Annotated in this window: 17 protein-coding genes; all 17 read left to right on the top strand. The window is 67.8% G+C overall.

What is annotated here, in order from left to right; translation table 11 throughout:
- The first annotated feature begins 184 nt into the window (after positions 1-184).
- The 17 genes from dnaE (at position 185) to gloA (ending at position 18,428) form a co-directional block, all read left to right on the top strand.
- Positions 185-3,667 carry a DNA polymerase III subunit alpha gene (dnaE, locus tag QSG27_RS01575; RefSeq protein WP_306703384.1) on the top strand — a complete coding sequence of 1,161 codons (3,483 nt, stop codon included), beginning with the start codon at positions 185-187 and terminating at the stop codon, positions 3,665-3,667.
- Positions 3,668-3,716: 49 nt separating this feature from the next.
- Positions 3,717-3,908 (top strand): hypothetical protein, encoded by a 192-nt coding sequence (locus QSG27_RS01570; RefSeq protein ID WP_306703382.1) that lies wholly within the window; start codon positions 3,717-3,719, stop codon positions 3,906-3,908.
- A gap of 505 nt (positions 3,909-4,413) precedes the next feature.
- A complete protein-coding gene (gene rpsB / locus QSG27_RS01565; protein ID WP_306703381.1) occupies positions 4,414-5,199 on the top strand; it encodes a 30S ribosomal protein S2 in 786 nt (261 codons plus the stop codon).
- Positions 5,200-5,314: 115 nt separating this feature from the next.
- On the top strand, positions 5,315-6,244 hold the full coding sequence (gene tsf / locus QSG27_RS01560; protein ID WP_306703380.1) for a translation elongation factor Ts: 930 nt from the start codon (positions 5,315-5,317) through the stop codon (positions 6,242-6,244).
- Between the two features lie 54 nt (positions 6,245-6,298).
- Positions 6,299-7,054, top strand: a complete 756-nt coding sequence (pyrH, locus tag QSG27_RS01555) for a UMP kinase (RefSeq protein WP_306703379.1) — start codon at positions 6,299-6,301, stop codon at positions 7,052-7,054.
- A 3-nt stretch (positions 7,055-7,057) separates the two neighbouring features.
- Positions 7,058-7,615, top strand: coding sequence for a ribosome recycling factor (frr, locus tag QSG27_RS01550; protein WP_094306000.1), 558 nt, complete (start codon positions 7,058-7,060; stop codon positions 7,613-7,615).
- Positions 7,616-7,619: 4 nt separating this feature from the next.
- Positions 7,620-8,357 carry an isoprenyl transferase gene (locus QSG27_RS01545; RefSeq protein ID WP_306703378.1) on the top strand — a complete coding sequence of 246 codons (738 nt, stop codon included), beginning with the start codon at positions 7,620-7,622 and terminating at the stop codon, positions 8,355-8,357.
- Positions 8,302-9,150 (top strand): phosphatidate cytidylyltransferase, encoded by an 849-nt coding sequence (locus QSG27_RS01540; RefSeq protein WP_306703377.1) that lies wholly within the window; start codon positions 8,302-8,304, stop codon positions 9,148-9,150. Before QSG27_RS01545 ends, QSG27_RS01540 begins: the two co-directional genes overlap by 56 nt.
- Before the next feature lie 6 nt (positions 9,151-9,156).
- Complete coding sequence (locus QSG27_RS01535; RefSeq protein WP_306703376.1) at positions 9,157-10,347, top strand: 1-deoxy-D-xylulose-5-phosphate reductoisomerase; 1,191 nt, start codon at positions 9,157-9,159, stop codon at positions 10,345-10,347.
- A 54-nt stretch (positions 10,348-10,401) separates the two neighbouring features.
- Entirely contained in the window at positions 10,402-11,535 is a 1,134-nt protein-coding gene (rseP, locus tag QSG27_RS01530; protein ID WP_306703375.1) for an RIP metalloprotease RseP, read from the top strand.
- Between the two features lie 65 nt (positions 11,536-11,600).
- Positions 11,601-13,934 (top strand): outer membrane protein assembly factor BamA, encoded by a 2,334-nt coding sequence (bamA, locus tag QSG27_RS01525; protein WP_306703456.1) that lies wholly within the window; start codon positions 11,601-11,603, stop codon positions 13,932-13,934.
- Between the two features lies 1 nt (position 13,935).
- The gene (locus tag QSG27_RS01520; RefSeq protein WP_306703373.1) at positions 13,936-14,514 is read left to right on the top strand and encodes an OmpH family outer membrane protein; all 579 of its coding nucleotides are present in this window, start codon (positions 13,936-13,938) and stop codon (positions 14,512-14,514) included.
- Positions 14,515-14,713: 199 nt separating this feature from the next.
- The gene (gene fabZ / locus QSG27_RS01515) at positions 14,714-15,184 is read left to right on the top strand and encodes a 3-hydroxyacyl-ACP dehydratase FabZ (RefSeq protein WP_306703372.1); all 471 of its coding nucleotides are present in this window, start codon (positions 14,714-14,716) and stop codon (positions 15,182-15,184) included.
- The gene (gene lpxA, locus QSG27_RS01510) at positions 15,181-15,969 is read left to right on the top strand and encodes an acyl-ACP--UDP-N-acetylglucosamine O-acyltransferase (protein WP_306703371.1); all 789 of its coding nucleotides are present in this window, start codon (positions 15,181-15,183) and stop codon (positions 15,967-15,969) included. Before fabZ ends, lpxA begins: the two co-directional genes overlap by 4 nt.
- Before the next feature lie 28 nt (positions 15,970-15,997).
- Entirely contained in the window at positions 15,998-16,852 is an 855-nt protein-coding gene (locus tag QSG27_RS01505; protein ID WP_306703370.1) for an LpxI family protein, read from the top strand.
- Positions 16,849-18,036 carry a lipid-A-disaccharide synthase gene (lpxB, locus tag QSG27_RS01500; RefSeq protein ID WP_306703369.1) on the top strand — a complete coding sequence of 396 codons (1,188 nt, stop codon included), beginning with the start codon at positions 16,849-16,851 and terminating at the stop codon, positions 18,034-18,036. Before QSG27_RS01505 ends, lpxB begins: the two co-directional genes overlap by 4 nt.
- On the top strand, positions 18,033-18,428 hold the full coding sequence (gene gloA, locus QSG27_RS01495) for a lactoylglutathione lyase (protein ID WP_306703367.1): 396 nt from the start codon (positions 18,033-18,035) through the stop codon (positions 18,426-18,428). The genes lpxB and gloA overlap by 4 nt, the downstream gene beginning before the upstream one ends.
- Position 18,429 lies beyond the last annotated feature (1 nt).

Raw genomic sequence — 18,429 nt, 5'->3', positions numbered from 1 at the left:
TTCCGATCACGTCCGGTGATGGCGCGGCATACCCCCCGAGGGGAAGGGGGGCGAAGGCGGCAGCACCCCTGCTCCTCGGGGGCATGGCCGGGTCTGCGCTTGGTCGCTTGCAATCCGCTGGCCGGATGCGCGACCACTAGGGACGCCATCTTCGCTTCAGCCGGAACCGGTGACCGTCCCCGCCATGCCCCACGCCGACTTCATCCACCTGCGCGTCCACTCCGCCTACTCCCTCTCCGAGGGCGCCATCAAGGTGAAGGAGCTGGTCAAGCTCTGCCAGAAGAAGGGCATGCCGGCGGTCGCCGTGACCGACACCGGCAACCTGTTCGGCGCGCTGGAGTTCGCGCTGGCCGCCGCCGATTCGGGCGTCCAGCCGATCATCGGCACGGTTCTGGGCATCACCCGAGTCGGCCCCGCCAACGCCAAGCCGGGCCTGCCGGGCAAGGCGGCGGCCGTCCCCGACCAGCTCGTCCTGCTCTGCCAGACCGACGAGGGCTACCGGAACCTGATGAAGCTGGTCTCCAGGGCCTTCCTGGACTCGGACCCCATGGCCGGGCCGCAGATCCCGCTGGACGCGCTGGAGGGCCATTCCGCCGGGCTGATCGCGCTGACCGGCGGCCCCGCCGGTTCGGTCGGGCGGCTGCTGGGCGAGGGGCAGAAGGATTTGGCGCTGGAGGTCCTGGAGCGGCTGAAGCGGCTGTTCCCCGGGCGGCTCTACATCGAGCTTCAACGCCATAGCGACCATTTCGCGGTGGCCGAGGACGCCGTCGAACCGGCGCTGATCGATCTCGCCTACGCCCACGACCTGCCGCTGGTCGCCACCAACGACTGCTATTTCGCGACCGAGGACATGTACGAGGCGCACGACGCGCTGCTCTGCATCGCCGAGGGCGCCTACATCGGCCAGACCGAGCGCCGCCGCCTGACCCCCGACCACCGCTTCAAGTCGGCGGAGGAGATGCGGGAGCTGTTCAAGGATCTGCCGGAGGCGGTGGACAACACGGTCGCCATCGCCCGGCGCTGCTCCTTCCTGCTGAAGCCGATCAAGCCCATCCTGCCGCCCTTCCCCTGCGAGGGCGACCGCGACGAGGGGGAGGAACTGCGCGCCCAGTCCCGCGAGGGTCTGGAAATGCGGCTGAACAGCGTCGTCTACACCCCGGACATGACGCCGGAGCAGCGCGCGGAGACCCGCAAGACCTATTTCGAGCGGCTGGAGTTCGAGCTGGACGTCATCGTCTCGATGAAGTTCCCCGGCTACTTCCTGATCGTGTCGGACTTCATCAAGTGGGCCAAGTCGCACGACATCCCGGTGGGGCCGGGCCGCGGTTCGGGTGCCGGCTCCGTCGTCGCCTGGGCGCTGACCATCACCGACCTGGACCCGCTGCGCTTCGGCCTGCTGTTCGAGCGCTTCCTGAATCCCGAACGCGTGTCCATGCCCGACTTCGACGTGGACTTCTGCCAGGACCGCCGCGAGGAGGTGATCCGCTACGTCCAGGACAAGTACGGCTACGACCGCGTCGCCCAGATCATCACCTTCGGTAAGCTCCAGGCGCGCGCCGTGCTGCGCGACGTCGGGCGCGTGCTCCAGATGCCCTACGGGCAGGTGGACAAGATCTGCAAGCTGGTGCCGAACAACCCGGCCAACCCGGTGACTCTCCAGCAGGCGCTGGACAGCGAGGAGATGCTGCGCCAGGCCCGCGACGGGGACGAGACGGTGGCGCGCCTCGTCAACATCGCGCTGAAGCTGGAGGGGCTGTACCGCCACGCCTCGACCCACGCGGCGGGCGTGGTGATCGGCGACCGCCCGCTGCACGATCTGGTGCCGCTGTACCGCGATCCGCGCTCCGACATGCCGGTCACCCAGTTCAACATGAAGTTCGTGGAGCAGGCCGGTCTGGTGAAGTTCGACTTCCTCGGCCTGAAGACGCTGACCGTGCTGAAGACGGCGGTGGACCTGATCGAGGACAAGCCGGACCTGACCACGGTCACGCTGGACGACCCCCGAAGCTACGAGATCCTGGGGCGCGCGGAATCGACCGGGGTGTTCCAGCTCGAAAGTTCGGGCATGCGCGACGTGCTGCGCCGCCTGAAGCCGAACCGGCTGGAGGACATCATCGCGCTGGTGTCGCTCTACCGCCCCGGCCCGATGGACAACATCCCCAAATACATCAAGGTCAAGAACGGGGAGGAGCTGCCCGACTACATGAACCCGGCCCTGGAGCCGATCCTGAAGGAGACCTTCGGGATCATGATCTACCAGGAGCAGGTCATGCAGATCGCCCAGGTGCTGTCCGGCTATTCGCTGGGCGGCGCCGATCTTCTGCGCCGCGCCATGGGCAAGAAGATCAAGGAGGAGATGGACAAGGAGCGCGACAAGTTCGTCGCCGGCGCCAAGGACAAGGGCGTGGACCCCGATCAGGCCAGCATGATCTTCGATCAGGTGGCCAAGTTCGCCGGCTACGGCTTCAACAAGAGCCACGCCGCCGCTTATGCGCTGGTCGCCTACCACACCGCCTATCTGAAGGCGAACCACCCGGTGGAGTTCATGGCGGCGTCGATGACGCTCGACCTCGGCAACACCGACAAGCTGAACGTCTTCCGGCAGGAGCTGGCGCGCCTGAAGATCAGGCTGCTGACCCCGGACATCAACAAATCCGACTCCATCTTCGGGGTGGAGGCGCTGCCCGATGGCGGCAAGGCGGTGCGCTACGCGCTGGCCGCCGTGAAGGGGGTGGGTCTGCCCGCCATGAAGGCGGTGGTGGAGGAGCGCCGGAAGAACGGGCCGTACAAGAGCCTGTTCGACTTCGCGCGCCGCCTCGACCTGAAGACCATCAACAAGCGCCAGCTCGAAAATCTGGCCTGCGCCGGGGCCTTCGACGGCATCAACCCGAACCGGGCCCAGGTGCACGCGGCGCTGGAGACGCTGATCCGCTACGCCCAGGCCGAGGCGGCGGAGCGCGACAGCGGCATCGGCAACCTGTTCGGCGGCGCGGGCGGCGGTCTGAAGGAGCCGGACCTGCCCAAGGTGAAGGAGTGGGAGCCGCTGGAGAAGCTGAAGCACGAGTTCGGCGCCATCGGCTTCTACCTGTCCGCCCACCCGCTGGACGCCTTCGCCGGCCCGCTGGGGCGCATGAGGGTGGTGCGGTCCGCCGATCTGGCCGCGGCGGTGACCGGCGGCGGCTCGACCCGGCGCAGCGTGGCCGGCATCGTGGTCAGCCGGAAGGAGAAGACCGCGAAGTCGGGCAACCGCTTCGCCTTCGTGGAACTGTCCGACAGCAGCGGCGGCTACGAGGTGACCGTCTTCTCCGAGGTGCTGGCGACCAACCGCGACCTTCTGGAGGCCGGGCGCCCCGTGCTGATGACGGTGGACGTCCAGATGAACGGCGAGGACATCCGCCTGACCTGCCAGGAGGTGAAGCCGCTGGAGGACGCCGTAGCGCAGGTCTCGGACGGGCTGAAGGTGGTGGTGCGCGACGACGCGCCGGTGGAGAGCATCCGCGGCATGCTGGAGCGGCTGGCGCGAGGGAAGGGCAAGATCCACCTGCTGGTCGAGATCGATCCGCTGAAGGAAGTGGAGATCCAGCTCCCCGGTTCCTTCAACATCACCAACCAAAGCCGCGCCGCGCTGAAGGCCGTGCCGGGCGTGGTGGAGGTGGTGGAGCTGTAGCCTGCCGGGACGGCGGGAAATGGTCGCCGGGGACTGTCATATCCGGTCCATGCCGAACCTCGCACGACAGACCGCCGACGAGACCGCCGAAGAGACCGCCGAAGCCGACGCCTCGCCGGCCCCCGTGACGGAGTCCCGCGCGGATCGTCATGGCGTGCCGCATGAGCGAATGCGGGTATGGCTGTTGCGGGTGGCCGATGGTCGTTTCGACGGGGAGCCGCCTGAGGCGTGCGATCCGTGACGGTCATCTGGCGGTTGACGGCGCGCGCGAACTGGTCGTTATCCGCCCTTGTGTCATCGTCTGTGAAATTGACGATGATGAAACCGTTCAATTCTTTGGATCTGGCACAGCGCTCAGGATCGCGGCTAATGCGAACGTCCGTTCGCTTTGGACTCATATCGCTTCATTCGCCAGCTCTCAGCGGATGCCGCGGGCATCCGCCTGCCGCCAGCGGGAACTGTGTTCCCGCGAAAGGCAGGCTTCGGTCGCATGGGCGACCGGTACCGCCATCGCGGTCCAAAGCGGATCCCAATCCGCTTTAGCCGTTGCGCGGGCGGTCGCCGGTTTCCGCCCGACCCAATCGCCAAAGCGGTGTTGCCAAAGCGGTTCCGGCGGGCTATGTAAGCGCCGTCGTCAAAACCTCACGCGGGCTGGCGGTCCCTCGGCTTTACCCCGATGGCCCGATCCGGTGTCCTGTCAAACGGACAGTGCCCGCGGCGGAGCAACCGGAAAAGGACTTTTCCAAATGGCTATTCCGACCTTCACCATGCGCCAGCTCCTCGAAGCCGGCGTCCACTTCGGCCACCACACCCGCCGCTGGAACCCGAAGATGGGTCCGTACATCTTCGGCGTGCGCAACGGCGTGCACATCATCGACCTGGAGCAGACCGTCCCGGCGCTGCACCGCGCCCTGCAGGCCGTCCGTGACGTCGTCGCCGGCGGCGGCCGCGTCCTGTTCGTCGGCACCAAGCGCCAGGCCCAGGAGAAGGTGGCCGAGGCCGCGTCGAAGTGCGGCCAGTACTACGTCAACCACCGCTGGCTCGGCGGCATGCTGACCAACTGGAAGACCATCTCCCAGTCGATCAAGCGCCTGCGCGAGATGGAAGAGCGTCTGTCGGGCGACACCTCGGGCCTGACCAAGCGCGAAATCCTGGAGCTGACCCGCGAGCGCGACAAGCTGGAGCGCGCGCTGGGCGGCATCAAGGAGATGGGCGGCCTGCCGGACGTCCTCTTCATCATCGACACCAACAAGGAGTCGATCGCCGTCAAGGAAGCCAACAAGCTGGGCATCCCGGTCATCGCGGTGATCGACAGCAACTCCGATCCGGACGGCGTGGCCTTCCCGATCCCGGGCAACGACGACGCGCTGCGCGCCATCGACCTGTACTGCGAGCTGGTGAACGGCGCCGTGCTCGACGGTCTGCAGGCTGAGATGAGCGCCGCCGGCATCGACGTCGGCTCCTCCGAGGAGGCTCCGGCCGAGCAGCTGCCGGAAGAGGAAGGGGCCGAGGCCGCACAGGCCCAGGCCTGATCCCGGTGATACGGGGCAGCCGGGCCTTATGACCTATGGCCCGGCTGCCTTTTTTATGAGTTGTTAGGATCAACCCGATCCGCTTGGATCCGTTCGGAAGGAAGAGGGCGATACCATGGCCGAGATTACCGCCGCGCTCGTCAAGGAACTGCGCGAGAAGACCGGCGCGGGCATGATGGACTGCAAGAAGGCGCTGGCCGAGACCCAGGGCGACCTCGAGGGCGCCGTCGACTGGCTGCGCAAGAAGGGCCTCGCCGCCGCCGCCAAGAAGTCGGGCCGCGTCGCCGCCGAGGGTCTGGTCGCCGTCGCCACCGCCGGCACGGCGGGTGCCGTCGTCGAGGTGAACGCCGAGACCGACTTCGTCGCGCGCAACGACAAGTTCCAGGCGTTCGCCCTGAAGGCCGCCGAACTGACCTTGACCGGCTCGGGGGACGTCGAGGGCCTGAAGGCCACCGCCTATCCGGACGCCGGCCGCACGGTCCAGGAAGAGCTGACCAACCTGATCGCCACCATCGGCGAGAACATGAACATCCGCCGCTCGGCCAAGCTGTCGGTTCCGGCGGGCGTCGTCGTGTCCTACGTCCATTCGGCCATCGCGCCGGGCCTGGGCAAGATCGGCGTTCTGGTCGCCCTGGAGTCGACCGGCGACACCGCCAAGCTGAACGAGCTGGGCAAGCAGGTCGCGATGCACATCGCCGCCGCCCGTCCGGACGCGCTGGACATCGCCGACGTCGACACCTCGGCGCTGGAGCGTGAGCGCAACGTGCTCGCCGAGCAGGCCCGCGCCTCCGGCAAGCCGGAGAACATCGTCGAGAAGATGCTCGAAGGCCGCATCCGCAAGTACTACGAGGAAGTGGTGCTGCTGGAGCAGACCTACGTGATCGACGGCGAGACCAAGGTCCGCAAGGTGGTGGAGAACGCCGCCAAGGACATCGGCGCCCCGGTCAAGGTCACCGGCTTCGTCCGCTTCGCGCTGGGCGAGGGCATCGAGAAGGCGGAGAACGATTTCGCCGCCGAAGTCGCCGCCGCCGCCGGCCAGAAGTAAGCGGCCGGCCATCCGCCGCACGCACTCGTCACACCAACCGGGAGAAAGCCCCCCATGGCCCAGACCACCGGGACCACCGAGCCGGCTGACGGCATCCGCTTCAAACGAGTCCTTCTGAAGGTATCGGGCGAGGCGTTGATGGGTCAGCGCGACTACGGCCTCGACCCGGAGGTGGTCAACCGCGTCGCCAACGAGGTGAAGGCGGTGATCGAGCTGGGCGTCCAGGTCAGCCTGGTCATCGGCGGGGGCAACATCTTCCGCGGTGTGAAGGGTGCGGCGAGCGGCATGGAGCGCGCCTCGGCCGACTACATCGGGATGCTCGCCACCGTGATGAACGCCCTGTCGATGCAGAGCGCTCTGGAGCGGATGGGCGTCGCCACCCGCGTGCAGTCGGCCATTCCCATGTCCTCGGTGTGCGAGCCCTACATCCGGCGCCGCGCCATCCGGCACATGGAGAAGGGCCGGGTGGTGATCTTCGCCGCCGGCACCGGCAACCCCTTCTTCACCACCGACACCGCCGCCGCCCTGCGCGCGTCGGAAATGGGCTGCGACGCCCTGCTGAAGGGCACGCAGGTGGACGGTGTCTATACCGCCGACCCGAAGAAGGTGAAGGACGCGGAGCGCTACGAGCGCCTCGGTTACCTGGAGGTTCTGTCCAAGGACCTTCAGGTGATGGACGCCTCCGCGATTTCCCTGGCGCGCGAGAGCCGCATTCCCATACTCGTGTTCTCGATCCACACGCCCGGCGCCTTCGCCGAGGTGATGCAGGGCCGGGGCAAGTTTACGATCATCAACGAAGAAACGGAGTGAGCCGTGGCTGCGCCCGACGCATCGGATCTCAAGCGCCGCATGGAAGGAGCGCTTGAGGCGTTTCGCAAGGAGTTGAGCGGTCTGCGCACCGGCCGCGCCTCCGCCAGCCTGCTTGAGCCCGTGACCGTCGAGGCTTACGGCGCCAGGATGCACCTCAAGGAGGTGGGCACCGTCAGCGTGCCGGAGCCGCGGCTGATCGTCGTCCAGGTCTGGGACCGCGGCATGGTCAAGGCCGTGGAGAAGGGCATCCGTGATTCGGGCCTGGGTCTGAATCCGCAGACGGAAGGCCAGTCGATCCGCGTGCCGCTGCCCGACCTGACGCAGGAACGCCGCAAGGAACTCGCCAAGGTCGCCCACAAATACGCCGAGCAGGCCCGCGTCGCCGTGCGCAACGTGCGCCGCGACGGCATGGACGGGCTGAAGAAGGCCGAGAAGGCCGGCGACATCTCCCAGGACGAACACAAGGGTCTTGGCGAGAAGGTCCAGGCGCTGACCGACCAGTACATCAAGCTGGTCGACGACGCGCTTGCGGCGAAAGAAAAGGACATCATGCAGGTCTGACGGCATGCGCGACGCGGAAGACAGCCGCCCCCTGCGCCCGCCCGCGCACGTGGCCGTGATCATGGACGGCAATGGGCGCTGGGCGAAGGCCAGAGGGCTGCCCCGCACCGCCGGCCATAAAAAGGGCGTGGACGCCGTCCGCCGGACGGTCGAGGCCGCGGGCGATCTGGGGATCGGCTATCTGACGATCTTCAGCTTTTCGTCCGAGAACTGGCGCCGGCCGGAGGAGGAGGTGTCCGACCTCATGCAGCTCCTGCGCTTCTATCTGCGCAGCGAGATCGCGGACCTCCACCGGAACGGCGTGCGCCTGCGCGTCATCGGAGACCGGTCGCGCCTGTCGAAGGACATCGTCGGGCTGATCGAGAACGCCGAGACCCTGACCCGCGACAACCGCAAGCTGACCCTGGTGGTGGCGCTGAGCTACGGCTCCCGCCAGGAGATCACGCTGGCGGCGCGGCGTCTGGCCGAGGAGGTGAAGGCGGGGACGCTCGATCCCGCGGACATCACCGAGGACCGGCTCTCCGAGAGTCTGTTCACCGCCGACATTCCGGACCCCGACCTGATCGTCCGCACCAGCGGCGAGAAGCGCATCAGCAACTTCCTGCTCTGGCAGGCGGCTTACGCCGAGCTGGTCTTCGTGGACACGCTCTGGCCCGACTTCACCAAGCGTGACCTGGAGGCGGCGATTGAAGAGTTCCACCGACGGGAACGTCGCTTCGGCGCAACCGCCGGCACCCGCTAAATCCGGCGACCTGAAGACGCGCGCCATTTCGGCGCTCGTCCTGGCGCCACTGGTGCTCGGCGCCGTCTGGGCCGGCGGCTGGGCGTTCCTCGGCCTGATCGCACTCGGCGCGGTGGCCTCCGCGGTGGAGTGGGGCAACCTCGTCCCCTGCCGGCGCCGCATTCCCGCCATCGCGTTATCGGTCGTCGGCGTTCTGGCGGCGCTGGCCGTGCAGATCGTTGCGGGTCCCTGGGCGGCTGTGATCGTCGCCATCGCAGCGACCGCCGCCGTCGCGCTGGTGTCCGGCGGACCGGACCGCGGGCTGGCCGGGGGCGGCGTCCTTTACATCGTGGCCGGTCTGGCCGGGCTGATGTGGCTGCGCGCCGACCCGGCCTCCGGCCTGTCGCTGTTCCTCTTCACCATGCTGGGGGTGTGGGCGACCGACATCGGCGCCTACGCCGCGGGGCGGACCATCGGCGGGCCGAAGCTGGCGCCGCGCATCAGCCCGAAGAAGACCTGGGCCGGCCTGATCGGCGGCATGGTCTCCTCCGCCCTGGTGGGGTGGGGGGTGGCTCTGGCCGCGGGTGCGCAAAGGCCGCTGCTGGCTCTTGCGGTGGGCGCCGTCCTGGCCGTGGTGGCGCAGGCGGGCGACCTCTTCGAATCCGCGGTCAAGCGCCGTTACAACGTGAAGGACAGCGGCCATCTCATTCCTGGTCACGGGGGAATCCTGGACCGCATCGACGGGCTGCTGGCCGCCGCCCCGGTGCTGGCCCTGTTCCACGCGACCATCGGCACGGCAATCGCATGGTGGTGACGGGGTATGGTTGTGAAGGCTGATGGGGCGGCACAAGCACCCCGCCGCGTGACGATTCTGGGGTCGACCGGATCGGTCGGCACGCAGACGGTGGATCTCGTCGCCCGCGACCCGGAGCGTTTCCCCGTGGAAGCGCTGACCGCGAACCGCAACGTGGCCCTTCTTGCCGAGCAGGCGCGGCAACTCCGTCCGAAGCTGGCGGTGGTCGCCGATCCCGCCGCCTACGCCGACCTGAAGGAGGCGCTCGCCGGCACCGGCGTCGAGGCCGCCGCCGGGCCGCAGGCCGTGGCCGACGCGGCGGAGCGTCCCGCCGACTGGGTGATGGCCGCCATCGTCGGCGCCGCCGGGCTGGAACCCACGCTGGCCGCCGTCCGCCGCGGCGCCTGCGTCGCCTTCGCCAACAAGGAGGTTCTGGTCTGCGCCGGTGCCCTGATGATGGAGGAGGTGCACCGCCACGGCGCCACGCTCCTGCCGGTGGACAGCGAGCATTCGGCCATCTACCAGGTCTTCGATTTTGACCGGCTGGACAGCGTCCAGCGCCTGATCCTGACCGCCTCCGGCGGCCCCTTCCGGACGAAGGACCGCGCCTTCATGGCGGCGGCGACGCGGGAGCAGGCGGTGGCCCACCCGACCTGGGACATGGGCGCCAAGATCTCCATCGACAGCGCCACCATGATGAACAAGGGGCTGGAGGTCATCGAGGCGCATTTCCTCTTCGGCGTCCCCGAGCCGAAGATCGACGTTCTGGTCCATCCGCAGTCGGTGATCCATTCGCTGGTCGAGTATGTGGACGGCTCCGTCCTGGCCCAGCTCGGCACGCCGGACATGCGCACGCCCATCGCCTACGCGCTCGGCTGGCCGGCGCGCATTTCGACGCCCGCGGAGCGGCTGGACCTCGTGAAGGCCGCAACCCTGACCTTCGAGGCGCCGGACCCCGAACGCTTCCCGGCCTTGCGGCTCGCCCGGGCCGCCTTGCAAAGCGGTGGGGGCGCTCCTACTATTCTCAGTGCCGCCAACGAGGTGGCCGTGCAGGCGTTTCTCGACCGCCGGATCGGCTTTCTCGACATCGAACGGATCGTCGAGGAGGTGTTGGGAGCGCTGCCGCACCGGCCGCTCCGCGACCTGGGTGCGGTGCGCGACACCGACTCCGAGGCGCGCCGGGCCGCGGCGGACCGGGTTTCGGCGCTGGGACGCTGAGTCTTTTTCCGGACGGGGGCCGCGCAAGGGCCACGCCGGGACGCAAAGGATGTGATGGACGTCATGGGCGGCTTCGGGACCACGCTTCTGTCTTTTCTGCTGGTCCTCACCGTGCTCGTGTTTGTGCACGAACTCGGTCACTACCTCGTGGCGCGCCGCAACGGCGTGCGGATCGAGGTCTTCTCCATCGGCTTCGGGCCGGAGCTGTTCGGCTGGACCGACCGGTCCGGCACGCGCTGGAAATTCAGCGCCATCCCGCTCGGCGGCTATGTGAAGATGTTCGGCGACGCCGACCCGGCCAGCACGCCCGGCGCCCACACGCAGAGCATGACCGCCGAGGAGCAGGCGGTGTCCTTCCACCACAAGCGGCTCGGCCAGCGGGCGGCCATCGTGGCGGCGGGACCCATCGCGAATTTCCTGTTCGCCATCGTCGCCCTGACCATCCTGTTCGCCACCGCCGGCCAGTCCTTCACCCCGCCGGACGTCGGCGGCGTGCAGCCGGGCAGCGCCGCGGAGCGCGCCGGGCTTCAGCCGGGCGACCTGATCGTGTCGATCAACGGCAGCGGCATCCAGCGATTCGAGGAAATCCGGCAGATCGTGTCCATGCAGCCGGGCGCGCCGCTGGAGATGGTGGTGCAGCGCGACGGGCGCACGGTCGAACTGACGGCGACTCCGGACGTGCGGGAGGTCACCGACCGACTCGGCAACACCCACCGCATCGGCCAGCTCGGCATCATGCGCGGCGGGGCGGAGACCAAGCGCCACGACCCGCTGACCGCCTTCTGGCAGGCGGGCCGGGAGGTGGTCGGCATGGTGTCCGGCACCTTCGTGGCGCTCGGCCAGATGATCGAGGGCTCCCGCGGGACCGAGGAACTGGGCGGGCCGCTGCGCATCGCCCAGATGTCCGGAGAGGTCGCGCAGTCCGGCTGGTACCCGCTGATCTGGTTCATGACCTTCCTGTCGGTGAACCTTGGCATGATCAATCTGTTCCCGGTCCCGCTGTTGGACGGGGGGCATCTGATGTTTTACGCGCTGGAAGGGATGCGGGGGCGTCCTCTCGGACCTAAAGCGCAAGAATACGGTTTCCGCATCGGCCTTGCTTTGGTATTAACGCTCATGGTTTTCGCCACGTGGAACGACCTCGTTCAGCTTCGCGTGGTCGATTTCTTTCGGGGGCTGATATCCTGACGGATGCCCCCAAAGCCAGGGAGCGAGCTTTGCGGGTGTCGAGCAGGGTTCTGGCGTTCGGCCTGATGGCTGGTTGCGCCATGACAACGGTTTCTCTTGCCCTTTCCCACGCAGCATGGGCCCAGGCCGGCGCGCCGAATCCGGGTGCGGCGAAATCGGCCGCGTTCGGCGATGGAACACTGGTCGCGCAGATGTTCTCGGGCGGCACGATCAGGGACATCCGGGTGGTGGGCGTTCAGCGCATCGAGCCGACGACCGTCCGCTCCTACCTCGCGGTGGCGCCCGGCGACCCCTTCGATCCCGACCGCATCGACCAGTCGCTGAAGGCCCTGTTCAACACGGGCCTGTTCGCCGACGTGGTGCTGAAGCGCGAGGGCGACGTGCTGGTGGTGCAGGTGGCGGAAAACCCGATCATCAATCGCATCGCTTTCGAAGGGAACCGGCGCATCGAGAAGGAGAATCTGGAGAAGGAAATCCAGCTTCGTCCCCGCGTCGTCTACACCCGCACCCGCGTGCAGAGCGACGTTCAGCGCATCCTGGACATCTACCGCCGCCAGGGCCGTTTCGCCGCGACCGTCGAGCCGAAGATCATCCAGCTCGACCAGAACCGCGTCGATCTGGTGTTCGAGATCAACGAGGGCGTGCGCACCGGCGTTCGCGGCATCACCTTCATCGGGAACGAGAAGTTCTCCGACGGGACGCTGCGCGAAGCGATCCAGACGCGGGAAACCGCCTGGTGGCGCTTCATGACGTCGGACGACAATTACGATCCGGACCGTCTGAACTACGACCGCGACCTGCTGCGCCGCTATTACCTGAAGGAAGGCTACGCGGACTTCCGCGTCGTCTCCGCCGTGGCGGAGCTGACGCCGGACCGCGAAGACTTCGTCATCACCTTCACGGTGGACGAGGGCGAGCGCTACAAGTTCGGCAAGATGGACATCAGCACCTCGCTGAAGGCGCTTGACCCCGAACAGCTCCGCCGCGTGCTGACCACGCGCGAGGGCGACTGGTACAACGCGCAGGAGGTGGAGAACACCATCAACAAGCTGACCAACGCGGTCGGCGACCTGCAATACGCCTTCGTGGACGTCCGCCCGCGCATCTCGCGCAACCGCGAAGACCAGACCATCGACATCACCTACGACATCGTCGAGGGGCCGCGCGTCTTCGTCGAGCGCATCGACGTGACCGGCAACATCCGCACGCTTGACAAGGTGGTCCGGCGCGAGATGTTGCTGTCCGAGGGCGACCCGTTCAGCTCGACCAAGCTGCGCCGCTCCGAGCAGCGCATCAAGGATCTGGGCTATTTCGAGCGCGTCAACATCACCACCGCGGAGGGCTCGGCGCCCGACCGCACCGTGATGAACGTCGAAGTGACGGAGCAGTCCACCGGCGAAATCTCCATCGGCGCTGGCTACTCGACCTCCGACGGCCCGCTGGCGGACTTCTCGATCCGCGAGCGCAACCTGCTGGGCCGCGGCCAGGATCTGCGCTTCGGCGCCACCGTGTCGGGCAGCCGCCAGGAATACGACGTCTCCTTCACGGAGCCCTATTTCCTGGACCGCGACCTGTCCGCCGGTTTCGACCTGTTCCGCATCACCCGCGACTATCAGGACGAAAGCTCCTTCGACGAGAAGAGCACCGGCCTGGCGCTGCGCATGGGCTATCCGCTGACGGAAAACCTGCGCCAGCGTGTGTACTACCAGCTCCAGAACACCGACATCACCAGCGTGCCCAGCACGGCGTCCCGCTACATCCAGGACCAGAAGGGCGCGCGCCTGACCTCGCTGATCGGGCAGGAGCTGACCTACGACCGCCGCAACAGCCGCCTGAATCCGACGGAAGGCTATTACATCCGCCTGACGAACGACCTCGCGGGTCTGGGCGGCGACGCGCGCTTCCTGCGCAACCGTCTCGGCGCCGGCTATTACCTGCCGCTGTTCGACGAGAGCTGGGTGCTCAGCACCACGGGCGAGATCGGCTACATCGTCGGCATCGGTGACGACGGCATCGCCCTGTCCGACCGCTTCTTCCTGGGCGGGGACACGCTGCGCGGCTTCAACACCGCCGGCATCGGTCCGCGCGACCTGCGCACCGGCGACGCTCTGGGCGGCACGCGCTATTACCGCGCGTCGGTCGAGATGAGCTTCCCGGTCGGCCTGCCGGAGGAATTCGGGCTGAAGGGTCACGCCTTCTCCGACGTCGGCACGCTTGGCAAGGTCGACATCAACGATCCGCTCGTCCCCGACGACGAATCGGTCCGCCTGTCGGTCGGCACCGGCTTGTCCTGGCGGTCGCCCTTCGGGCCGATCCGCCTTGACTTTGCGGTCCCGATTCTCAAGGAAGATTACGACAAGAAAGAGATCTTCCGTTTCAGCTTTGGAACCAGGTTCTAACATGCAGTTCAGCAAGCTCAGGGCGCTGGTCGCCGCCGGTGCGGTGTTGGCGGGCGTCGCAATGGCGGCGCCGTCCTTCGCCCAGGACAAGCCGACCGACACTCTCAAGGCGCCGGTCATCGCTGTGGTCGACGTCCAGAAGATCATGCAGGAGTCGAACGCCTCCAAGGGCGTGTCGAAGTCCTTCGAATCGCTGCGCGAGACCTACCAGAAGGAAATCGCCTCGCTGGAGGACAAGCTGCGCAAGTCCGAGGAGGAACTGCGCAAGCAGCAGACCGTGCTGGCTCCCGACGCCCTGGCCAACAAGCGCCGCGACTTCGAGAAGCAGGTCGGCGAGGTCCAGAAGACGGTGCAGAGCCGCAAGCGCGCCCTGGAGAACGCGCTGAACGAGGCGATGGCCGTCGTCCACAAGAACATGGTGGAGATCGTGGCCGACGTGGCGCGCGAGCGCGGCGCCAACCTGGTCCTCGCCCGCCAGCAGTTCGTCCTGGTCGACACCCAGATCGACGTCACCGACGTGGTTCTGGAGCGGGTGAACAAGAAGCTGCCCCAGGTCGCGCTGACCGTTCCCAAGCCGTAAGGCACGGGGGGACGCACCGCCACGCCGCCATCGGACGGCGTGGCGGCCTTCCGCGCGCAGCGGAATCCGGCGGCGCCGGGCCGGCGGCGTCGGGATTGCCAAATCCCCGGAAATGGGGCACAAGGGGCTTCGCCCTGCGCCGCGTGCGGCGCGGTGGGGGGCGTTTTTCCTGGACTTTGATAAGGCGGGCGGCCGGACCATGGATGTGACGGCGGACAACAAGAAGATAGCCGACCTCGACATCACGCGGATCATGGAAATGATCCCGCATCGCTATCCGATTCTGATGATCGATCGGGTGATCGACATCACGCTGGGCGAAAGCGCCACCGGCGTGAAGAACGTCACCATCAACGAGCCGTATTTCCAGGGGCATTTCCCGTCCCGCCCCGTCATGCCCGGCGTCCTCATCATCGAGGCGATGGCCCAGACCTCCGCCGTGCTGGTGGTCGCCACGCTGGGCAAGGAGTCCGAAGGCAAGCTGGTCTATTTCATGACCGTGGACGAGGCGCGGTTCCGCCGCCCGGTCACCCCCGGCGACACCATCCACATCCACGTCAGCAAGCAGCGCCAGCGCGCCAACGTGTGGAAGTTCAAAGGCGAGGCCAAGGTCAACGGTGTCCTGGTCGCCGAAGCCGTCTATTCCGCCATGATCCTGGACGAGAAATGAGCGTTTCCATTCACCCGACGGCGGTCGTCGATCCGGCCGCCAAGCTGGGCGAAGACGTTTTCATCGGTCCCTTCTGCGTGGTTGGGCCGGACGTCCAACTGGGTGACCGGGTGCGGTTGACCTCGCATGTGGTGGTCGAGGGCCGCACCCGCATCGGGGACGAGTCAGTCATCTATCCCTTCGCGTCCATCGGACACCGCCCGCAGGATCTGAAGTTCAAGGGCGAGCCGTCCGAACTGGTCATCGGGCGCAACAACCAGATCCGCGAGCATGTCACCATGAGCCCCGGCACCGAGGGCGGCGGCATGATCACGCGGGTCGGCGACAACGGCCTGTTCATGGTCGGCGTGCACATCGCCCACGACTGCGTGGTCGGCAACCATGCGGTCCTGGCGAACAACGCCACGCTGGCCGGCCATGTGGAGCTGGGCGATTTCGTGACCATCGGCGGCCTGTCGGCGGTCCGGCAGTTCGTCCGCATCGGTTCGCACGCCATGATCGGCGGCATGTCCGGCGTCGAGAAGGACGTGATTCCCTACGGCCTCGTCATGGGCGACCGGGCGCGGCTGGCCGGCCTGAACCTCGTCGGGCTGGAGCGCCGCGGTTTCCAGAAGGACGAGATCCACGGCCTGCGCGCCGCCTACCGTCTGCTGTTCGGCAACGAGGGCACCTTCGCCGAACGCATGGAGGAGGTGGGCCGCGACATGGGGCAGCAGGCGCTGGTCGCCGACGTGCTTTCGTTCGCGCGGGCCTCCCGTTCGCTCTGCCAGCCACGCGAGGGCTGATTCCGTTTTCTCTGGGAGAGTCCCGGCCATGTCGCAGCCTCTTCCCAAGCTCGGCATCCTGGCAGGCGGCGGCACCCTGCCGGCCCGCATCGCCGCCGCGGTGCGTGGCCAGGGGCGCGAGGTCTTCGTCGTCGCCTTCGACGGCCAGACCGACCCCGCCACCGTCGAAGGGCTTCCCCATCTGTGGAGCCGTTTCGGCGCCGCTGGCAGCATCGTCGCCCGTCTGAAGCAGGAAGGGGTGGGCGAACTCGTCTTCGCCGGTCCGGTGCGCCGGCCCTCCTTCACCGAGCTTCTTCCCGACTGGTACACCACCAAGTTCCTCGCCAAGGTCGGCGCCCGCGCGCTGGGCGACGACGGGCTGCTGCGCTCGGTCGCGCGCGAAATGGAAGGGGAGGGGTTCCGCGTGGTCGGCTTGCATGAACTTCTCGGTGAGCTTCTGACTCCGGCCGGGCCGGTGGGCCGGCTGCGTCCGGACGCCGAGGCGGAGCGCGACATCGCCCGCGCCGTCGAGGTGGCCCGCGCGCTCGGTGCCCTGGATGTCGGGCAGGGTGCGGTGGTGCAGCAGGGGATCGTGCTCGCCGTGGAGGCCATCGAGGGCACCGACGCGATGCTGTCCCGTTGCGCCGCCGTGGCGCGCCCCGGACCGGGCGGGGTGCTGGTCAAGGTGAAGAAGCCGCAGCAGGACCGCCGGCTGGACCTGCCCACCATGGGGGTGACGACCGTGGAGAACGCCGCCCGCGCCGGTCTGCGCGGCATCGCCGTGGAGGCCGGCGGCAGCCTGCTGGTGGATCGCGCCGCGGTGGCGGAAACCGCCGACCGGCTGGGCCTGTTCGTGGTCGGAATCGCCGTGGCTCAGGAGAACCGGGCGGAGAACCGGACGTGAGCGATCCTCTGATTTTCCTGATTGCCGGAGAACCGTCCGGCGACGCTCTGGGTGCCCGGCTGATGGCCGCCTGCAAGCGGCTGACCGGCGGGCGGGTGCGCTTCGCCGGCATCGGCGGCGAGAAGATGATCGCCGAAGGGTTGGACAGCCTGTTCCCCATGGGCGAGTTGACGCTGTTCGGCGTGTTCGAACTGCTGCCCCACCTGCCGAACCTGCTGCGCCGCATCGACCAGACGGTGGCGGAGATTCTGCGGCTGCGGCCGGACGCGGTGGTGGGGATCGATTCGCCGGGCTTCACCGTCCGCGTCTCCAGGCGGGTCAAGGCGCAGGCGGCGGACATCCCGCTGATCCATTACGTGGCGCCCACCGTCTGGGCGTGGAAGCCGAAGCGGGCCGCCAAATACGCGGCGATCTACGATCATCTTCTGGCGATCCTGCCCTTCGAGCCGCCTTACTTCGAGCGGGAGGGGCTGGCCTGCACCTTCGTCGGCCATTCGGTGGTGGAGAGCGGGGCGGGGCGGGGCGATGCGGCGCGCTTCCGGACGGCCCACGGGCTGGTGCCGGACGCGCGGATCGTCGCCGTACTGCCGGGCAGCCGGAAGGGTGAGGTATCCCGCCTTCTGCCCGATTTCTGCGCCACGCTGGAACGGCTGCTGCCGGACCATCCGGGGCTGGTCGCCGTGGTGCCGACCGTCGCGACCGTGCGCGACCGCGTGGCGGCGGAGGTGGCGGGCTGGCCGCTGCGCACCATCCTCGTCGAGGGCGACGCGCCGAAGTACGACGCCTTCGCGGCGGCGGAGGCCGCGCTGGCGGCGTCCGGAACGGTGGCGCTGGAGCTGGCTCTGGCGCGCCTGCCGACGGTGATCGCCTACCGCCTCAACCCGGTCACGGTGGCCTTGTACCGGCGGCTGATCCGGGTCAAATACGTCAATCTGGTCAATCTGATGCTCGACCGCATGCTGGTGCCGGAACTGCTTCAGGAGGACTGCCGGCCCGAACGGCTGGCGTCGGAACTGGGCCGCCTGCTCGACGATCCCGCCGCCCGCAAGGCGCAGGTCGAAGGGGTGGCCGAGGTCGCGCGCTGGCTCGGGCAGGGCGGAACGCCGCCCAGCGAGCGCGCCGCCCGCGTGGTCCTGGACGTGGCCGCCAGAACGCAAGAATCCGCTTGGGAGAAGAGACCATGAGCCAATTCCGCCTGCTGCACACGATGCTCCGGGTCTATGATCTGGAGAAGTCGCTGGACTTCTACACCCGTCTGCTCGGCATGAAGCTGCTGCGCCGCAACGATTACGAGGGCGGGCGCTTCACGCTGGCCTTCGTCGGCTATGGCGACGAGAAGGACACCGCCGTTCTCGAACTGACCCACAACTGGGATCAGGCGGAGCCCTACAGCATCGGCACCGCCTATGGCCACATCGCGCTGGGTGTCCCGGACATCCATGCGACCTGCGAGCAACTCGCCAAGGAAGGCGTGAAAATTCCGCGCCCGCCCGGCCCGATGAAGCATGGCAGCACCGTGATCGCCTTCATCGAGGACCCGGACGGCTACAAGGTCGAACTGATCGAGACGAAATAGG

Source organism: Azospirillum isscasi (assembly GCF_030849505.1).
Classification (GTDB): Bacteria; Pseudomonadota; Alphaproteobacteria; order Azospirillales; family Azospirillaceae; genus Azospirillum; species Azospirillum isscasi.
This window is presented reverse-complemented; position numbering and strand designations above follow the sequence as displayed.

What these genes read in the sequence shown, in the direction of transcription:
- QSG27_RS01520 (WP_306703373.1), top strand. Translation starts at nt 13,936, where the DNA reads ATGCAGTTCAGCAAGCTCAGGGCGCTGGTCGCCGCCGGTGCGGTGTTG.
- rseP (WP_306703375.1), top strand. Translation starts at nt 10,402, where the DNA reads ATGGACGTCATGGGCGGCTTCGGGACCACGCTTCTGTCTTTTCTGCTG.
- tsf (WP_306703380.1), top strand. Translation starts at nt 5,315, where the DNA reads ATGGCCGAGATTACCGCCGCGCTCGTCAAGGAACTGCGCGAGAAGACC.
- bamA (WP_306703456.1), top strand. Translation starts at nt 11,601, where the DNA reads ATGGCTGGTTGCGCCATGACAACGGTTTCTCTTGCCCTTTCCCACGCA.
- QSG27_RS01535 (WP_306703376.1), top strand. Translation starts at nt 9,157, where the DNA reads ATGGTTGTGAAGGCTGATGGGGCGGCACAAGCACCCCGCCGCGTGACG.
- dnaE (WP_306703384.1), top strand. Translation starts at nt 185, where the DNA reads ATGCCCCACGCCGACTTCATCCACCTGCGCGTCCACTCCGCCTACTCC.
- rpsB (WP_306703381.1), top strand. Translation starts at nt 4,414, where the DNA reads ATGGCTATTCCGACCTTCACCATGCGCCAGCTCCTCGAAGCCGGCGTC.
- gloA (WP_306703367.1), top strand. Translation starts at nt 18,033, where the DNA reads ATGAGCCAATTCCGCCTGCTGCACACGATGCTCCGGGTCTATGATCTG.
- lpxA (WP_306703371.1), top strand. Translation starts at nt 15,181, where the DNA reads ATGAGCGTTTCCATTCACCCGACGGCGGTCGTCGATCCGGCCGCCAAG.
- QSG27_RS01545 (WP_306703378.1), top strand. Translation starts at nt 7,620, where the DNA reads ATGCGCGACGCGGAAGACAGCCGCCCCCTGCGCCCGCCCGCGCACGTG.
- QSG27_RS01505 (WP_306703370.1), top strand. Translation starts at nt 15,998, where the DNA reads ATGTCGCAGCCTCTTCCCAAGCTCGGCATCCTGGCAGGCGGCGGCACC.
- fabZ (WP_306703372.1), top strand. Translation starts at nt 14,714, where the DNA reads ATGGATGTGACGGCGGACAACAAGAAGATAGCCGACCTCGACATCACG.
- QSG27_RS01570 (WP_306703382.1), top strand. Translation starts at nt 3,717, where the DNA reads ATGCCGAACCTCGCACGACAGACCGCCGACGAGACCGCCGAAGAGACC.
- pyrH (WP_306703379.1), top strand. Translation starts at nt 6,299, where the DNA reads ATGGCCCAGACCACCGGGACCACCGAGCCGGCTGACGGCATCCGCTTC.